The sequence below is a fragment of the Acidimicrobiales bacterium genome (assembly GCA_036378675.1).
GTDB lineage: Bacteria > Actinomycetota > Acidimicrobiia > Acidimicrobiales > Palsa-688 > DASUWA01.
Genome location: DASUWA010000017.1, coordinates 15,427 through 33,113 on the forward strand (window position 1 = coordinate 15,427; position 17,687 = coordinate 33,113).

Below are 17,687 nucleotides of genomic sequence, written 5' to 3' on the forward strand. Positions count from 1 at the left end.
TGTTAGTCCCCCATGCAACGCCCAGACCTACGTAACGTCGCGATCGTCGCCCATGTCGACCATGGCAAGACCACCCTGGTGGACGCCATGCTCCGGCAGTCCGGCGCGTTCCGAGCCAACCAGGAAGTCGCCGATCGGGTCCTCGACTCCATGGATCTGGAGCGTGAGAAGGGAATCACCATCCTGGCCAAGAACACCGCGGTCCGATACGGCGACCTGACCATCAACATCGTCGATACTCCAGGGCACGCGGACTTCGGCGGGGAAGTCGAACGAGGCCTCACCATGGTCGACGGCGTTCTGTTGCTGGTCGACGCCAGCGAAGGGCCGCTGCCCCAGACCAGGTTCGTTCTGCGCAAGACCCTCGAAGCCCGCCTACCGGTCATCTGCGTGATCAACAAGATCGACCGGCCGGACGCGCGTCCCGGTGAGGTGATCGACGCGGTCTACGAGTTGTTCATGGACCTCGGCGCGGACGAGCACCAGATCGAATTCCCGATCGTCTACTGCAACGCACGCGCGGGCAAGGCTGCCATGGCAGCAGAGGACGTCGCCTCGGCCCCGGACCTCAAGGTTCTGTTCGACCTTCTGGTCGATCACATACCCGCTCCGTCATACGAGGAGGGCCATCCCTTCCAGGCGTTGGTAACCAACCTCGACGCCTCGCCCTACGTCGGCCGTCTCGCTCTGTGCCGGATACGCAACGGATGGGTCAAGAAGGGCCAGACCGTGGCGTGGTGCCGTCACGACCGATCGATCGAGCGGGTCAGGCTGTCCGAGCTGTACGTGACCGAAGCACTCGAGCGGGTCGACGCGCCCCCGCAAGGAGCCGGCCCCGGAGACATCATTGCCGTAGCTGGAATTCCTGAAATCATGATCGGTGACACGCTGGCCGATTCGGAAGACCCGCGGCAGCTCCCGGTCATAACCATCGACGATCCCAGCATCTCGATGACCATCGGCGTCAACACGTCACCCCTGGCGGGCAAGCCAGTCTCCGGCGCACATCCGGGCACGAAGCTGACGGCTCGGTTGATCAAGAGCCGGCTGGACGCCGAGCTCGTCGGCAACGTGAGCATTCGGGTGCTGCCGACCGAGAGGCCCGACACGTGGGAAGTGCAGGGACGAGGCGAGCTGGCTCTGGCCGTTCTGGTCGAGCTCATGCGAAGAGAGGGCTTCGAGCTGACCGTGGGCAAGCCGCAGGTCCTCACCAAGGAGATCGGCGGCAAGCTTCACGAGCCGATGGAGCGGGTCTCCGTTGACGTTCCGGAGGACTTCATGGGCGTGGTGACTCAGCTCCTGTCGCTGCGCAAGGGGCGTATGGAGTCGATGACCAACCACGGAACGACCGGCTGGTGCCGGATGGATTGGCTGGTTCCGTCGCGGGGGCTGATCGGTTTTCGCACCGAGTTCCTCACCGAAACTCGGGGCACCGGGCAGCTCCACCACGTGTTCGAGGGGTACGAGCCCTGGCACGGTGATCTTCGAACCCGACCGAACGGGTCGATGGTTGCGGACCGCCGCGGACCGACGACGTCGTACGCGCTGACCACCCTGCAGGAGCGGGGAGCACTCTTTGTCGGGCCGGGCGTCGAGGTCTACGAAGGGATGATCGTCGGCGAGAACGCTCGCTCCGAGGACATGGACGTCAATCCGACCAAGGAGAAGAAGCTCACCAACATGCGTGCCGCGGCCGCCGACGAAACCGTTCGGCTGGTCCCCGCGCTGCAGCTTTCACTTGAGCAGGCACTCGAGTTCATCCGCGAGGACGAATGCGTCGAGGTGACGCCGGCCAGTGTGCGGTTGCGGAAAGTGATCCTCGACCAATCCGACCGAGCTCGCCGGCGAGCGGCTGGCAGGCCTCCTCGGTCCTAGGGAGCGGCGGGGGTCGGGCAAGGGTCTGCCAGGGCTCCTCGGTCCTAGGGAGCAGCGGGGGTCGGGCAAGGGTTTGCCAGGGTTTGCCGGGGCCTCGGCCTGTCGTGACCGTTTTTTCGGGACATTTCGCATCTGCGGTACAGGACCCGGGTGCTTCGCGTTCCGTGCGTCCCACAGAAACAGTTTGTCCCGGCGTCCCCGTGTCTTTTAACATGAAATATCATGAACAGCGGTATAAGTGAACTCTTCCGCCGCCAGTACGGAGCGATCAGCCGGGCGGATGCGACTGCCCTTGGACTGACTCGTCGCCAGATCGTCCAGCGGGTTCGCTCAGGCCTCTGGGTGGAGGCAAAGCCGGGCGTGTACCGGAATGCCGCCAGCCCAATTACGCCCGAACTGCTGATCATGGAGGCGATCCTCTCGGCCGGATCCGACTCGTTCGCATCCCACGGATCGGCCGCCTACCTGTGGTCGATGCTGACATGGAAGCAGGTCGGAGAGCGGGCGGCGGTCACGGTGGCAGGCTCACGCAACCCGCGCCGATACGGGTTCGACGTTCACCGGACCAGCAACCCTCAATGGGAGAGAGTCCGTCGCTGGAAAGGGATCGACTGCACCGACCCGCTGCGCACCCTCATCGACGTCTCGGCCGTCGTCGCCGCCGGCGTTCTGGACAGTGCGATTGACCGCTCCCTTTCGAGCGGCCTGGTCACCGTCGCCGGCTTGCAGCAGGAAATCGGCAGGCGCTCGGTTCAGGGCCGCAACGGGCTGGGGATACTCCGGGAGCGACTGAAGGTCAGAGGTTTTAGCGGGGCCCCTCGCCCGAGTGCGCTTGAAATGCGGGGCATCCAGTTCCTCCGGACCTACCGCATTCCCGTTGTCGGCCGAGAGGTCGTCACCGGACCCGACGGCGAATACCGAGTGGACTTCGTCATCGTCGACAGGGTGGCTTGGGAACTCGACGGGTATGCCTGGCACTTCAGCCCAGAACACAAGGCCCGGGACGAGCGGCGTCGGAATGAGTTGCGGGCAGAAGGTTGGGAGCTTTATGTCTCGGATTGGCGATCGTTGTCGGGGGAACCTCTCGTCATCGCGCATACTCTGCGCAACGCCGTCGCTCGCGCGGCTCGATCGTCCTGATTCGTCCGATCTGTAAGCGTGCCCTCAGCCCAAATCACTGCTAGCTGGGACTGGAGTCGAACTGGAGGACGGTCTTCACGTCCGCCGGCTGGCGGTCGTACGCGTCGTGCCAATTCGACAACGGCACTCGCCGGGTAATCAGCTGGGAGAGCCAACCTCGATCTGCATTGGCTAGCGCTTCTGCACCCGCCTGATAGTGGCGACGGTTGGCGTTGACCGAACCGAACACAACATCGTTCTCGAGAACCAGCCTCCGGTTAAGCAGGCCGACGTCGACCGGCACCTCGCGACCTCCGGAGGAGACACCGGTGAGGCACACGATTCCATTCGCGCCGGCGGTGTCCATGACGTCGAAGATCAGCTGACTGACACCGGTGCATTCGATCGCTACGTCCGGCTGTATCCCTATATCCGCGACGGAACCGGAGTGGTAGGTGGCGCCAAGCGCAGCGACAAGCTGAGGCTTGAGGCCACCGGTCACCTTGTCGAGCACGTGAACCTCTAGGCCGCGCTGCCGTCCGAGAAGCGCGGCCAGCAGCCCGATGGGCCCGGCTCCCGTCACCAGAACGGTGGAGGGCTGCCACTTGGCCCGGCTTCCTATGCGCTCGATGTGATCCCATGCCTTCGCGACGACGGTTGTTGGCTCGAGCAGGACGCCGAGGTCGCCAAGCGCGGGGTCCACTTTGACCACGAAATCCGGCGTGATTCTGTAACGCTCCCGCGCGTACCCATGGTGCTCCTTGATGCCCCATTCGGTGTACTGGCCGTTGCGGCACATGTCCCATTCCCCGATGGCGCAGTTCGGGCACGGCACCGGGTCGGGTCGCCTGACGATCGCGACGACGAGATCGCCGGCAGCGAGTCCGGTCCCGCTGGGAGCTTCGATCACTTCGCCGATCGACTCATGTCCGATAACGAGGCGCTCCTCCCCCGGCGGAGCCCATCCGTACTCACCGTTGATGATCTCCAGGTCGGTTCCACACACCCCGATGGCTCTCGTCTCGACAAGCACCGGGCCGTCGGAATCCGGAGGCTCCGGAACGTCGGTAAGGTCCACCGATCCGGCCTTCAAGGGAAGAACTGTGACCGCACGCATAATGGCAAGCTAGTCGGGTGCGCAACGAGCACCTCGAAGCTGGACGGTTACTTGTCGCCAACCCACTGCTTCCCGACCCCAACTTCGACCGCACGGTCGTCCTACTCATCGCCTACAACGACGAGGGCGCGGTCGGCCTTGTGCTCAACCGGCCAAGCAAGACCTCGCTCAAGGTCCCGCTCTCCGAGTGGGAACCGCTTGCCGCTTCGCCGGCGGTGGTATTTGTCGGCGGACCCGTCGACCATCGGGCTGTCATATGCCTCGCCCGTTCGTTCACCCATCCCGCCAGCAGCACCCCTCCCGGCGGCTGGACTGCGGTGACTCGGGACGTCGGAACGCTCGACCTCGACCTGGGTCCCGAAGGCCTGCAGAGCTCATTGAGCGAGGTTCGGTTCTTCGCCGGCTACGCCGGATGGGGCACCGGCCAGCTGGAGGGCGAGATCGCGGCCGGGGCGTGGTGGGTGGTCGATGGAGAGGCCAGCGACATCTTCTGCGAGGACCCGGACCTCCTCTGGAAGCACGTGCTCCGCCGGCAGAAGGGCGGGCTGGCGCTCGTTTCGGCTTACCCGGACGATCCGGTCCTTAACTAAGTGGTTCGGATCGGCTCGGTTCGAATCGGCTCGGTTCGGCTTGGCTTGGTCCGGCTCGAGGGTGGGTTGCAGACCGGAGGGGGATCCAGGGCCCCCGGCTGGTCGAAATTCGGGACATCTGGTTTTTGAGGGACGAGCGCAACCCGAAACGTCAAAATTTAACCGCAGAAACCATTTGCACCGGAAAAACGCAGGCCAACACAAAACGCAGCCACCACACCGCCCACCAACCAAACGGTGACCAACCACACGCTGACCAACCACACCCAGCACCCAACACACGCAGCACCAAACAAACAGCCGCCGTCAGCCCCGGTCGAGAGCCCCTCGTATCGCCGCCACCGCGTCCCCGACGGCCGCCGGCCCCGCCCCGCTGAGCAGCAAACGCATCAGGGCAGATGCGACCACCACACCGTCCGACTCGGCTGCTGCCGCCACTGCCTGGTCCGGAGTGGAGATCCCGAAGCCCATGACGACGGGTTTGTCGGTCGTTGCCTTCAGCCTCTTGGCGAGCACGCTGGCGGACTTGGCGAGGGTGTCGCGCTCACCGGTCACCCCCATGAGGTTTACGCCATAGACGAAGCCGCGGCTTCGCTCGCAGATCTCAGCCAGACGTTCGTCGGGCGTGACAGGGGACGCGAGAAGGACGGTCTCCACGCCGGCTTCGGCTGCGTCGGTCTCCCACCCGGCCGACTCCTCCAGCGGGAGGTCGGGAAGGATCGCTCCTCGGACGCCGGCGCCGGCGAGCATGGTGGCGAACCGGTGGTGACCCGCCCGGAAAACGAGGTTGTAGTAGGTCATCGCCACCAGCGGCACACCGGGCTCGAGCCGGGCCAGCTCATCGAGGATCGCCGGCGGGGTCGCACCAGCTGCCAGCGCCTGCACCGACGCCTCCTGGATGGTCGGGCCGTCCATAACCGGATCCGAAAACGGCAGCCCGATCTCCACCGCATCCGCACCTGCGGCAATCATCGCCTCTAGCGCGACGGTCCAATCGCTTCCAAGGCCTCCCGTCACGTATGTGACGAGCAGCTTGCGCCCGGAATCGCGTGCCGACCGCAGCGCCGGATCCAGCGGAACGCCCTTTGCCACTTCCTCGGATGCCGAACTCAAGACAACAACCTCATCACCTGCTCGGCGTCTTTGTCCCCTCTACCCGACAGGGTGACCAGAACCGCCGAGTCTCTCTCGACCTCGCCGCTTCGGACCGCACGGATCAGCCAAGCGAGCGCGTGCGCGGGCTCCAACGCAGGAATGATCCCCTCGGTGCGGGACAGCAACTGCAGCGCGTCGAGTACCTCGGCGTCGGTCGCTCTCTCGTACGACGCGCGCTTCATGTCGGCGAGGTAGGCGTGTTCCGGTCCGATCCCCGGATAGTCGAGACCGGCGGAGATCGATTCGGCTTCCAAAATCTGTCCCCACTCGTCCTGGAGGATGAAGGAACGCATCCCGTGCAGGATCCCCGGCACACCGTGGCCGATCGCGGAACCGCCGGCGGCCTCGACACCGACCAGCCGAGCGGGAGTGTCGACGAACCCGGCAAACGTTCCCGCCGCGTTCGACCCTCCTCCCACACACGCGACGACGATGTCGGGGTCCCCGCCGATCAGGGATCGGCACTGCTCCCGTGCCTCTTCGCCCACGACCCTCTGGAACTCGCGCACCATCCACGGGTACGGGTGAGGGCCCATGACAGATCCGAGGCAGTAGTGGGTGTCCTCGACGGTGGCGACCCAATCTCGGAGAGCCTCGTTCACCGCGTCCTTCAAGGTGCGGCTGCCGGAGCGAACCGGTCTCACCTCCGCCCCGAGCAAGCGCATCCGGAACACGTTCAGCTCCTGCCTCGCGGTGTCCACCTCGCCCATGTACACGACGCACTCGAGCCCGAAGAGCGCCGCCGCTGTGGCCGCGGCGACCCCGTGCTGGCCGGCCCCGGTCTCGGCCACCATGCGGGACTTGCCCATTTCGAGGGTCAGCAGTCCCTGACCGATGACGTTGTTGATCTTGTGCGAACCGGTGTGGGTGAGGTCCTCGCGCTTCAGCAGCACCCTGACTCCCAGCTCTTCGGAGAATCGCCTGCACTCGCTAACCGGTGTCGGGCGTCCCGCGTAGTCACGAAGGAGGTCGTCGTAACGACGCCGGAAGTCCTCGCTGGCCCACGCCGCCCGGAAGGATTCCTCCAGCTGTAGGCACGCCGGTATGAGGGCTTCAGGGACGAACCGGCCTCCGAAGTCCCCGAACCTGCCGTCCGACGCGGGCTCTCCCATGTTCACGGGGGCGGTCATACCTCCTCCTGCCAGTCGTAGAGGCCGACCTCGTCCTCCACGTCGGCGGCGGAACTGTCGCCAGAGCCCTTATCGGCTCTGACCAGAGGAGCGTGCTCACGCTCGAGCTCGGCTTCGGCTGCTCTCGCCGCTGCGATGAACTCCCGCACCTTGATCGGGTCCTTGTTCCCCGGCTCGCGCTCGACGCCTGTCACCACGTCGACCGCCCAGGGTTGCGTCCGCGCTATGGCCGCGGCGACGTTGCCCGGATTGAGCCCGCCGGCGATCATCAACCGCTGCCCCACCGGAACCTCCGCGGCCATCGCCCAGTCGAACACTTGACCGGAACCCGGGTTCGGGGCGTCGAGGAGAATTGCATGCGCTCCGTAATCCGCTGCCCTGCGCACGCGAACATCGCCGGCAGGGAACGCCTGGATCACCCACGGGACCCGGGTCCGCAGCCACTGGGCCACTTCGGGCTTTTCGTGGCCGTGGAGCTGCACTGCCTTCAAGCCGGCCAGGTGAGCGATGGACAGCACCCGCTCCGGGGCTTCGTCGCGGAACACGCCCACCGGGATGGTCTCCCTCGGGAGCCGCTTGATGATGTCCCCGGCGATTTGGGGAGCGATCTGTCGTGGCGATGGTGCGAACACGAATCCCACCATGTCCGCGCCCATCGCCACCGCGAGAAGCGCGTCCTCCTCGGACGTCGTGCCGCACACCTTGACCAACATCAGCGTGCCGTCTTCTCCGACGTGCGCAACTCGCGTACGGCGCGCTCCGGATCCGGCGAGCGAACCAGAGACTCGCCAACGAGGACAGCGTCGAATCCCGCGTCCGCGAGCGGCTTCACATCGTCGGCCGACGCGACACCCGACTCCGCGACGCGTACGACACCGGCCGGCAGCACGCCGGCGACACGGACAGCACGCCGAGTGTCCACATCGAAAGTCACCAGGTCTCGCTGGTTGACGCCGACGAGGGTCGCACCCGTCTCGAGCGCCAAGCCGGCCTCCTCTTCGTCGTGTACTTCGACGAGCGCCTCGAGACCGACCGACCTGGCCACCGTGATGAGGTCAGCAAGTTCGGACGTCGACAGAGCCGCGACGATGAGCAGCACTGCGTCGGCACCCATGATGCGAGCATCGAGGACGTCGGAGGCGGACACGGTGAAGTCCTTGCGCAACACCGGCAACTCGACGGCGGCCCGGGCCTTCTTCAGGTCGTCGGCCGACCCGGAGAAGAACTCGACGTCGGTCAGAACCGAGAGTGCCGCGGCGCCTCCGCGCTCGTACGCTGCTGCCAGGGCGGCGGGGTCCAGGTCCGGGGCGAGCATGCCCTTGCTCGGGCTGGCTCGCTTGATCTCGGCGATGACCGATATGTCGTCGCCGGCGCGCAAATTCTTGGAAAACGGACGCGCCGCTGGGGCCGCCCGCGCCTGCTCGTACAAGTCGGCCAGATCCCTGCGATCGGCGGCGGCGCGGGCGCGATGCGCCGCCAAGATCCGGTCTAGGTACGTGGCCATGAGTATCCGAGCCTAGCTATAACACTCGGCCCGGCCGGGGCCCCAAACCCCGCCGGCGCCCTCAAGTTGTTGTGCAGGGTTGCTGAGTGGTGGTCGTCTCGCCTGGCCGGATCAACGTCGTGGTCGACGAAGTCGAGGGGGTACATGCCGTGGTCGGTGGCGCCGGCTCGATGCACGCGGGCGTGGGAACGGTTTGGGGATTTGCGGAGCCGACGGTAACGCTCAGAGGGTTGTCCCCCGGCTGCGAGCATCCGATCTGGAACAGGACCCGCCCGTTGGTGCCGGTCGTCTGGGGGTTGCCGTTGTAGACCGTCCAGGCGGGACCGTTCGTAAGGGTGACCGTCGTTCCTACAAGCGGCTGGTACCGGACCACGCCGTCGGACCCAACTGCAGGCGTGGTCGCCTGGACGAGCAGGTTCGCGGAGTTCCCGACGTAGAGGACGCTCGGATTGACCGACGTGGCGATGTCCGGTCCGCTGAACCCCACCAACTGCAGGGTGACGTTGTGAGGCTGACCCCCCTCGAGGAAGAAGATCTGCGGAGAGGTCATGCTCAGGTCGGGGCTGTGCCAGGCGCGGACCCGGTAGCGGCCCCCGAGAATGTTGCCGATCGTGAAGCTCCCGTCGGCAGCCGTAGTCGCATTTGCAGAGGCGAGCTGGATTCCGACCAGGCGCACGACTTCGACCGTCGCGCCGGCGACCGGACCCCCAGGACCGAAAACCGACCCGGTGATAGACGCGTTGCCCGGCCCGATCTTGGGGAGCGTCGTCGTCGTGGCACCGGGAACGGGGGTCTGTCGCACCGAAGCCAGGTCTCCCGGGAGGGTAAGCGGCGATGTCGTACGGGGTGCCGTAGTGGGCGGGGGCTTGCGGAAGCTGAGGGTCTCGACACCGCCGCACCCCACGAGGAGCACCGACGCCCCGAGCGCCACCAGCACCGACAACAGGCGCACCCGCGACGTTCTCAAACCGGTAGCTCCTCGACCCCAACCTCGACCAGGTCAGAACCTTCGGTGCGCGCAAGGAGCGTTACCGGGAGTTCGACGCCGCGTTTGGTGAACCCGAGCGCAACCCAGCTGCCGGATGGTTCTCGCGCGGCGCTCGTCACTGTTCCGGCAACAGCTCCTGTTTCGAGCACCAGCTCGGCGCCAGGCTCTATCGGACTCGAAGCGTGCATGAGACGCAAGCGTCGAGGAACATTGCTCCCTCGCGAGTCGACGCGCGCCACCAGCTCCTGACCGGTGTAGCAACCCTTCGTGAAACTGACCGTCAAGGGAACGAGGCCGGTTTCTGCGGGCATCGTCTTCTCGTCCAGCTCGGCGCCCATCTTCGGCATGCCGGACAAAATTCGAGCGGCTTCGTTCTCCGAGTCCGTGATTACGTTCCAGCCGTCCGGCACCGAGGGTTGGGGTCCGATCATGTCGATCCCTTCAACATGGGGCCACGGAGCGACGGCCAAGCTGTTGGCTGGCTCGCCTGCAGTACGGGCTTCGTCGCCGCGGAGGCCGAGAACTCGCCAGTCGACTTTTTCGATCTCGACCTTCGTCCGGAGCTTGAATCGGTTGAGCCGCTGGGCCAGCGCGTCGCCCCACCCGAGGTCGGTGTCGAGAAGCCAGTCGTCGGCGGGGAGACGGGTGACTCGGACCAGGGCGTCTATTTTTCCTTGAGGGGCCAGAACCCACGACCACGCGCTTTGCCCCTCGTCGAGCCGGAGCACGTCTTGACTGAGCTGCCCCTGCAGGAACTCGGCAGCTTCCGGACCGCCGGCCTTGACAGTGTCGCGGTCGAGCCAGACCGCGTAGGCCTCAGGCACCTGCGAGCTCCTCTGGACGTGAGGTTCTCGCCGTCCGGGCGGCACTCATGCGGCGGGCGCCCGGCACCGCCGCGAGCAGGGCGGCCGCCTTGTTGCGGCACTCCAGATCCTCGTCGTGGGGGTCGCTGTCGGCGACAATCCCGGCTCCCGCCTGAACACTCGCGGTTCCGTCCGGTGCGACGAGCATCGTCCTGATCGCGATCGCCGTGTCGAGGTTGCCCGAAAAATCGAAATAGCCGATCACACCCGCGTACGGGCCGCGCTTCGCCGGCTCGAGCTCGTCGATGATCTGCATCGCTCGCACCTTCGGCGCGCCGGAGACAGTCCCGGCCGGCAGCGTCGCTCGAAGCACATCGATCGGACCGAGACCGCCGCGTAGCCGTCCGGAGACCTGCGACGTCAAATGCATTACGTGGCTATAGCGCTCGAGCGTCATCAGCTCGTCGACTTTCTCGGTTCCGTAGTCGACGACGCGACCGACATCGTTCCGCGCGAGGTCCACGAGCATGACGTGCTCGGCGCGCTCCTTCGGGTGCTCGACGAGCTCGGCCGCCATTCGCCTGTCGTGCTCATCGGTCCGTCCTCGCCGCCGGGTGCCGGCGATCGGCCGCGAGATGACCTTGCCGCCCATCAGCTGCACCATCGGCTCGGGCGACGATCCGACAACACAGAGCTCCGGATGCTGCAAGTAGTACATGTACGGGCTCGGGTTCACCTGCCGTAGGGCCCGGTACAGGTCGAAGGCCTCGGCTTCCAATTCGAGCTCGAAGCGTTGCGAGAGCACGACCTGAAAGATGTCTCCTGCGAGGATGTGCTCTTTGGCTACTGCGACTGCGGAGGCGAACATCTCCGGCGAAGTGCGCCGCGTGAACTCCGGAAGCTCGTCGTCACGCTCTGGTGGCACGACGATCGGCTCGTCTATCGGACGCGCTCCCTCGGAAGCGAACACCTCGAGCCTGGCCATCGCCGCGTCGTACAGGTCGTCGCACAGCGCCCTGTTGCTCGCCGCAGCCGGCGGTATCGGCACCGCATCAATGAGGGTGACTCGCTGGCGCCAGTAGTCGTAGGCAGCGACCTGCCCGACTACCGAAAGGATTGCGTCCGGGTAGCCGGCCTCATCGGGCGGGATATCGGGGAGGTGCTCGACCTCTCTGACCACGTCGTAACCGAGGTATCCAACGATCCCTCCATGAAGCGGGGGAAGGCCCTCGATCACGGGGGACCGGTAGCGGTTCAACAGTCCTTCGACAGCGGCGAGGATCCCCTGGCGCAGGGGGACCTCCGGAGGGATTCGCCCTTCGACATCGATGCGCCCGTCCTTGCACACAAGGGTCGCCGAAGGATGGCGGCCGACGAACGACCAGCGGCCCCAGGGCCCGGCGTGCTCGACGGATTCGAGGAGGAACGCCCTCTCGTCGCGATCGTCTCCGGTAACCCGGGCGAACGCCGCAACCGGGGTGGTCAGGTCGGCGAGCAGCTCTCGCCACACCGGAACGACGCTGTAATCGCTGGCGAGAGAAGCGAACTCGTCGCGTGAGATCCCGCTAGTCACTGCTCGCAGCGTCGCCGGCGCCGAATGACCTGTAGAAGCAGCTGTGCTCGCCGGTGTGGCACGCGCCGGCGCCGTCCTGCTCGACCACGAAGAGGAGCGTGTCCCCGTCGCAGTCGTAGTAGGCGGCTTTCACCCACTGGCAGTCTCCGCTGCTGTCACCCTTGCGCCACCGCTCCTGCCGGCTCCTCGACCAGAACACGGTCCTGCCGCTCTCGAGCGTCTCCGCCAGCGTGCCGGCGTTCATCCACGCCATCATCAGCACAACTCCGCTCCCGTGCTCCTGCACGATCGCGGGAACGAGGCCCTCGGAGTTGTACTTGACCTGGGCGAGCTGCTCCGCCGTGGCTTCGATCGGGACTGCTACAGGCATGCGTCCATGCTAGGAGGCCCGGCCCCGGGAGAAGGTGCAGTTACAAATACAGGCCAGTCCCGCCGTCGACCCGCTCGGAGGCGACGGCGTGGATGTCGCGCTCGCGGAGGATCAGGTAGTCCTCGCCCTGCACCTCGACCTCGTAGCGGTCCTCGGGGTTGAACAGGACCATGTCGCCTTGCTTTACCGATCGCACGTGAGGTCCGGTGGCGACCACCTCCGCCCAGGCGAGGCGCCGGGCCACCTGAGCCGTCGCCGGGATGAGGATGCCCGCGCGGGACTTGCGCTCGCCTTCGCTCCGGGGAATCTGCACCAGCACCCGGTCGGTGAGCATCTGTACGGCCTGCTTCGGCGACGTGCTCATTCAGTCAACGTTACTTCGACCGGCCTGACGGTGACGCCGGCCGCCGCGAGGGTCTCCTTGGCCTCTGCCACGCTGGCCTCGGCGAAATGGAAAATAGATGCGGCGAGAACCGCGTCTGCGCCTCCGATCACGGCTCCGTCCACCAGGTGTTGCAAGAGGCCCACACCGCCACTCGCGACCACCGGAATTCCGACCGTGTCGGTGACTGTACGGGTCAGCTCGAGGTCGAATCCCTCTCGAGTCCCGTCGCGATCCATCGAATTGAGAACAAGCTCCCCCGCCCCTCTTGCTTCGCACTCGGCCGACCACTCGACCGCGTCGACCCCTGTCGCCCTGCGGCCGCCGTGGGTGAACACCTCGAAGCCACCGCGCTCGTTCCTGCGGACGTCGATCCCGACGACAACGCACTGGGTCCCGAACGTGTCCGCCAGCTCGTCGACCAGAGCGGGACGCTCGACGGCAGCGCTGTTGACGCTCACCTTGTCGGCACCGACCCGAAGCAGCTGCCGGGCGTCCTCCAGCGTCCGCACGCCGCCCCCGACCGTCAACGGGATGAAGACCTGCTCGGCAGTCCTCGCGACGACGTCAACCATCGTTTCCCTGGCTTCGGCCGACGCGGTGATGTCGTAGAAGACGAGCTCGTCGGCCCCCTCGCTGTCGTACCGCGCAGCGAGCTCGACCGGGTCGCCCGCGTCGCGAAGGTTCTTGAACTTGATCCCTTTGACCACCCGTCCGGCGTCCACGTCGAGGCAGGGGATGACGCGCACGGCTCTCAACCGCCGGCCTCCCGAAGAACCTCGAGCGCGCTCGTGACGTCGACCCGTCCCTCGTAGATGGCCTTGCCGACGATCACTCCTGCGAGACGCCGGCCGTCGGGAGAGGCCAATCCGGCGAGCGTTTCGAGATCGTCCAGCCCCGACACTCCACCCGATGCGATCAGCGGAACTTCGAAGCTGCCGAGCAAGTCCGAGAGCCCGCCGACGTCCGTGCCTGCGAGATTGCCGTCGCGTGATATGTCGGTGACGACGACTGCTGCTGCGCCGGCCTCCGCAAAGGACTCGACTGCGTCGGCGACCTTCACACCCGCGCGCTCCTCCCATCCGCGCAAGCGAAGCTCTCCGTCACGATGGTCGACGCCGGCGGCCACCCTTCCGGGCCACTCGAGACACAGCGATCGCAGAAAGCCGGGCTTCTCCAAAGCCGCGGTGCCGACCACGACTCGGGCCACCCCTGAATCGAGGAGTTGCTCGGCATCTTCGTGAGAACGCACTCCCCCACCGGTCTGCACCTTGACTCGATGGCCGAGGGTCGAGGCCAGTTCCGCGATCACTTTCCGGTTCACCGGTTCACCCGTTCGAGCGGCATCCAGGTCCACGACGTGTATCCACCTTGCGCCGGCCGAAGCGAAGGCTTGTCCCATCGAGATAGGGTCGTCGCCGTAAACGGTCTCGTCGTCGAAATTGCCTTCGACAAGACGCACGCAACGACCGCCACGCAGATCTATGGCCGGAAAGAGCTCCACCTGGCTCAGCGGGTCGCCTCTGCTGCCCGAACGAAATTGCCCAGCATCTCCAGCCCGACAGCTCCCGACTTCTCGGGGTGGAACTGGGTTGCCCACACGTTCCCCCTCGCGACGGCGGCCACAACCCTTCCTCCGTAGTCGCACGTCGCGACCGCCGGATCGCCCGCCGGGGGCGAATACGAGTGCACGAAGTAGACCCAGGGCTGCGGGCCGAGGCCGGCGACGAGTGCGTGACCGGGTTCCTCGAGCTGCAACTGGTTCCACTGCATCTGGGGAACCTTCACGCCCGCCGGAAGTTTCTCCACTATTCCGGGGAGTACACCGAGGCCGGTGACTCCGGGCGACTCCTCGGATCCTTCGTACAGCATTTGCATCCCGACACAGATACCGAGAAAAGGCTTTCCAGACTCGATGGCGTCGAGGGCGACCTTGTCGAGTCCAGTGTCGCGTAGAGCTTCGATGCAGCGACCGAAGCCTCCGACTCCGGGTAGCACCACCGACGCGGCAGTTGCGGCTTCGTCCGGATCTGAGACCAGCCGGGCGTCGCCGCCTTGCCGTTGCAACGCCTTCTCCGCCGATCGAAGGTTGCCGATGCCGTAGTCGAGGACCGCGATCACAGAGTCCCCTTTGTCGAAGGGACTCCCCCACCCTCGATCCGCACCGCGTCGCGCAAGGCCCGGGCCACGCCCTTGAACGACGCCTCGAGAATGTGATGGGTGTTGCGGCCCGAGACCATTCTCAAGTGCAACGTCATGCCGGCGGCGGTAACGAACGCGCGCCAGAACTCCTCAGCCAACTGTGGATCGAACGGAGGACTCCCGATCGGGTACGCCTCCCCGCCGGCTCCCGGGTCGACCTCGTACACGAGGAACGGACGTCCGGACAAGTCGACTGCTACCGAGATCAACGCCTCGTCCAGGGGCACATCGATCGACGCGAACCGCCGAATGCCGGCCTTGTCGCCGAGCGCCTCTCGGAACGCCTCGCCGAGAAGGATGCCCGCGTCCTCGACGGTGTGGTGCGCGTCCACGTCGAGATCCCCGGTCGCTTTCAGCGAAAGGTCGAACCCCGCATGCTTTCCGAGCTGGGCGATCATGTGATCGAAAAAGGGAAGGCCGGTCGCGACTGACACGTCCCCTTCGCCGTCTATTGCGAGGCGAAGGACGATCGAGGTCTCCTTGGTCGCGCGTTCGCGCACAACCGGATTCCTAGCGGTCACGGAGAACCTCCTTTAGAGCGGACAGGAAAGCGTCGTTCTCCGCCGGCGTTCCGATGGTGACCCGCAGGCATCCGGACAGACCCGGCCACGACGACGTGTCGCGCACCAGAACGGATCGGTCCAAAAGCCCCTGCCAAACTTCGCTTCCTTTTCGCCGCTCGGGGCGGAAGAGGACGAAGTTCGCCTGTGATGGCCACACCGTCACTGGAAGCTTTCCGAGCTCGCCCTCGACTCTCTGGCGCTCTCTGACGATGAGGCCAACGCGCTCTTCCATCTCGCTCACGAACTCCAAAGCCAGCCTGCCCGCAGCCTGCTTGAACGAGTCGAGATGGTAAGGGAGCGCCACCCGCTCGAGGGCGGTGACGACCTCTGCCGGCCCGATGAGATACCCGAGCCGCGCGGCCGCCATGGACCACGTCTTCGAGAAGGTCCGGGTGACCACTAGCGGTCGCGAGTCCTCAACCAAAGAGACCGCCGACCAGTCCGAAAACTGACCGTAAGCCTCGTCCACCACGACCAACCCGGGCGCGCATGAAAGCACCACCTCGACGCTGGAGCGGTCCTCTGCCATTCCAGTCGGGTTGTTCGGCGAGCACAGAAACGTCAGCGACGGAGACGTCTCGCCAACCACATCCCTCACCGCATCCACGTCGAGCGAGAAGTCCGGACGGCGCTGCCCCTCTACGACCTTGGTCGACGTGAGATGAGCGATGTGCGAGTGCAGCGCGTAAGTCGGCTCGAACACAGCGGCGGCGCGTCCCGGCCCGCCGTATGCGAGGCACAGCGACTGGAGGACTTCGTTCGACCCGTTCGCGCAGAACACCTGATCCGGCGACACTCCGTGGAAATCCGCCAGCGCGCTACGGAGGTGAATCGCCGAACGATCCGGGTACCGGTTGAAAGGAATCTCGCGCAGCTCGGTGACTAGCGCGCCCAACCAGCCGGCGGGTGGCGGCAAAGGCGACTCGTTGGTGTTGAGACGAACCGACACGACGGCCTGTGGAGAGTGGTATCCCTCGCGAAGTCCGAGATCCTCGCGAGGCTCGGGCAGCGGCATCAGCGGGAGCCGCCGGCGCGGATCAGAACCGAGTCGGCATGAGCTGCGAGACCCTCGCTTCTCGCCATGGCCGCGACGTGAGGAGCAAGGCGGTCCAGGGCCGGCCGATCAACGTCGACCAGATGGATGAACTTGCAGAAGTCGTCGACTCGCAGCGCGCTTCCGAACCTCGCGGAACGCGCCGTCGGCAAGACGTGGTTGGGGCCTGCCGCGTAGTCACCGACGCTCGCCGGCGCCCAAGGACCGAGAAACACCGCGCCGGCGCTGCGGACAAGGGGGACGAGCGATTCAGGATCGTCGTTGAGCAACTCGAGATGCTCCGCGGCTACGGCGTTGGCGACGGCCATCGCCTGCTCCGGCCCGTCGACCAGGACCGAATATCCGCCGCCGACGAGGGTCGACTCGATCTCCTGACGTCGAGGAGATGCCGCAACGATGCGGTCCACTTCGCGTGTTATCCGGTCGGCAGCCTCGGGCGACCAGGTGATCAGGTAGGCAAGGCCGTCCGGTCCGTGCTCCGCCTGCACCACGAGGTCGACGGCCGCGTACTCGGGCGGGGTGGAGTCGTCGGCCACGACGGCGACCTCGGAGGGGCCGGTGAACGCCGAGGGAACTCCAACCGCGCCTTCGCCCGCGACGAGCCTCTCGGCGATCGCCACGTAGCGGTTGCCGGGCCCGACGATCACGTCCACCGCCGGGATCGAATCGGTCCCGTAAGCCATCGCCCCGATCGCTTGAGCACCGCCGACCCGGTAGACCTCGTCCACCTCAGCGATGGCCGCCGCCGCGAGGATCGCGGGCGCGAGCTTCCCGTCGGGGCCGGTGGGCGAGCACATCGCGATCGCGCCGACCCCGGCGACGCGCGCCGGTCCGGCGGTCATGAGCACCGTTGATGCCAGCGGCGCCCTGCCGCCCGGCACGTACAACCCCGCCCGCTCGACCGGGCGCCGGATCTCACGCACGACGATCCCGTCTTTTTCATGCCTGATATCCGGCCGCAGCTGCTCGCGGTGGTAGTCCACGATGTTCTCATGCGCCACACGTAGCGCCACGCGCAAATCCCCGGGGATCTCGTCCAGCGCGGCGCGGACTTCGGACGGCGGAACGCGCAGCTCGTCGATTACGGCCTTGTCGAACCGCTCGGTCAGGTCACGAAGCGCCGAGTCGCCTCCGGCACGGACCATCGCGAGGATCTCCCGAACCGAGGCGGTGGGCCCGTCCTCGGTCAGGTCGGGCGCCGGAAGGAGCTTCCTGAGGTCGCCCGTCGCCCCGCGCAGGTCCAAGGGTCTAAGCATCGACCC

19 protein-coding genes are annotated in these 17,687 nt (G+C 66.2%); 3 read left to right on the forward strand and 16 right to left on the reverse strand.

Annotated elements, in window-relative coordinates:
* Positions 1-12: 12 nt before the first annotated feature.
* Positions 13-1,875 (forward strand): translational GTPase TypA, encoded by a 1,863-nt coding sequence (gene typA, locus VFZ97_06870; GenBank protein HEX6393146.1) that lies wholly within the window; start codon positions 13-15, stop codon positions 1,873-1,875.
* 222 nt (positions 1,876-2,097) lie between these two features.
* Positions 2,098-3,015 (forward strand): type IV toxin-antitoxin system AbiEi family antitoxin domain-containing protein, encoded by a 918-nt coding sequence (locus VFZ97_06875; protein ID HEX6393147.1) that lies wholly within the window; start codon positions 2,098-2,100, stop codon positions 3,013-3,015.
* A gap of 40 nt (positions 3,016-3,055) precedes the next feature.
* Here the strand turns inward: VFZ97_06875 and VFZ97_06880 are convergent, their stop codons facing one another.
* Positions 3,056-4,111 (reverse strand): glucose 1-dehydrogenase, encoded by a 1,056-nt coding sequence (locus VFZ97_06880; protein HEX6393148.1) that lies wholly within the window; start codon positions 4,109-4,111, stop codon positions 3,056-3,058.
* Between the two features lie 17 nt (positions 4,112-4,128).
* On the opposite strand from VFZ97_06880, the gene VFZ97_06885 reads away from it, so the two are divergent.
* The gene (locus tag VFZ97_06885) at positions 4,129-4,701 is read left to right on the forward strand and encodes a YqgE/AlgH family protein (GenBank protein ID HEX6393149.1); all 573 of its coding nucleotides are present in this window, start codon (positions 4,129-4,131) and stop codon (positions 4,699-4,701) included.
* Between the two features lie 306 nt (positions 4,702-5,007).
* Here the strand turns inward: VFZ97_06885 and trpA are convergent, their stop codons facing one another.
* The 15 genes from trpA to hisD all read right to left on the reverse strand — a co-directional run bounded on the left by trpA (position 5,008) and on the right by hisD (position 17,681).
* Positions 5,008-5,814 carry a tryptophan synthase subunit alpha gene (trpA, locus tag VFZ97_06890; GenBank protein ID HEX6393150.1) on the reverse strand — a complete coding sequence of 269 codons (807 nt, stop codon included), beginning with the start codon at positions 5,812-5,814 and terminating at the stop codon, positions 5,008-5,010.
* Entirely contained in the window at positions 5,811-6,986 is a 1,176-nt protein-coding gene (gene trpB / locus VFZ97_06895; GenBank protein ID HEX6393151.1) for a tryptophan synthase subunit beta, read from the reverse strand. Before trpB ends, trpA begins: the two co-directional genes overlap by 4 nt.
* Positions 6,983-7,699, reverse strand: coding sequence for a phosphoribosylanthranilate isomerase (locus tag VFZ97_06900; GenBank protein ID HEX6393152.1), 717 nt, complete (start codon positions 7,697-7,699; stop codon positions 6,983-6,985). The genes trpB and VFZ97_06900 overlap by 4 nt, the downstream gene beginning before the upstream one ends.
* Entirely contained in the window at positions 7,699-8,490 is a 792-nt protein-coding gene (gene trpC, locus VFZ97_06905; protein HEX6393153.1) for an indole-3-glycerol phosphate synthase TrpC, read from the reverse strand. Before trpC ends, VFZ97_06900 begins: the two co-directional genes overlap by 1 nt.
* 61 nt (positions 8,491-8,551) lie before the next feature.
* Positions 8,552-9,457: a carboxypeptidase-like regulatory domain-containing protein gene (locus VFZ97_06910; GenBank protein HEX6393154.1), complete on the reverse strand. Its 906-nt coding sequence runs from the start codon at positions 9,455-9,457 to the stop codon at positions 8,552-8,554.
* The gene (locus VFZ97_06915) at positions 9,454-10,302 is read right to left on the reverse strand and encodes a hypothetical protein (GenBank protein HEX6393155.1); all 849 of its coding nucleotides are present in this window, start codon (positions 10,300-10,302) and stop codon (positions 9,454-9,456) included. The genes VFZ97_06910 and VFZ97_06915 overlap by 4 nt, the downstream gene beginning before the upstream one ends.
* Complete coding sequence (trpE, locus tag VFZ97_06920) at positions 10,295-11,854, reverse strand: anthranilate synthase component I (GenBank protein HEX6393156.1); 1,560 nt, start codon at positions 11,852-11,854, stop codon at positions 10,295-10,297. Before trpE ends, VFZ97_06915 begins: the two co-directional genes overlap by 8 nt.
* Positions 11,847-12,224, reverse strand: coding sequence for a phosphoribosyl-AMP cyclohydrolase (hisI, locus tag VFZ97_06925; protein ID HEX6393157.1), 378 nt, complete (start codon positions 12,222-12,224; stop codon positions 11,847-11,849). The genes trpE and hisI overlap by 8 nt, the downstream gene beginning before the upstream one ends.
* 40 nt (positions 12,225-12,264) lie before the next feature.
* Positions 12,265-12,588, reverse strand: coding sequence for a co-chaperone GroES (locus VFZ97_06930; protein HEX6393158.1), 324 nt, complete (start codon positions 12,586-12,588; stop codon positions 12,265-12,267).
* A complete protein-coding gene (hisF, locus tag VFZ97_06935; GenBank protein HEX6393159.1) occupies positions 12,585-13,355 on the reverse strand; it encodes an imidazole glycerol phosphate synthase subunit HisF in 771 nt (256 codons plus the stop codon). Before hisF ends, VFZ97_06930 begins: the two co-directional genes overlap by 4 nt.
* Positions 13,356-13,360: 5 nt before the next feature.
* Complete coding sequence (gene hisA / locus VFZ97_06940) at positions 13,361-14,110, reverse strand: 1-(5-phosphoribosyl)-5-[(5-phosphoribosylamino)methylideneamino]imidazole-4-carboxamide isomerase (GenBank protein ID HEX6393160.1); 750 nt, start codon at positions 14,108-14,110, stop codon at positions 13,361-13,363.
* 5 nt (positions 14,111-14,115) lie between these two features.
* Entirely contained in the window at positions 14,116-14,727 is a 612-nt protein-coding gene (gene hisH / locus VFZ97_06945; GenBank protein ID HEX6393161.1) for an imidazole glycerol phosphate synthase subunit HisH, read from the reverse strand.
* On the reverse strand, positions 14,724-15,329 hold the full coding sequence (gene hisB / locus VFZ97_06950; protein HEX6393162.1) for an imidazoleglycerol-phosphate dehydratase HisB: 606 nt from the start codon (positions 15,327-15,329) through the stop codon (positions 14,724-14,726). Before hisB ends, hisH begins: the two co-directional genes overlap by 4 nt.
* Complete coding sequence (hisC, locus tag VFZ97_06955; GenBank protein HEX6393163.1) at positions 15,319-16,386, reverse strand: histidinol-phosphate transaminase; 1,068 nt, start codon at positions 16,384-16,386, stop codon at positions 15,319-15,321. Before hisC ends, hisB begins: the two co-directional genes overlap by 11 nt.
* Complete coding sequence (gene hisD, locus VFZ97_06960; GenBank protein ID HEX6393164.1) at positions 16,386-17,681, reverse strand: histidinol dehydrogenase; 1,296 nt, start codon at positions 17,679-17,681, stop codon at positions 16,386-16,388. The genes hisC and hisD overlap by 1 nt, the downstream gene beginning before the upstream one ends.
* Between the last annotated feature and the right edge of the window lie 6 nt (positions 17,682-17,687).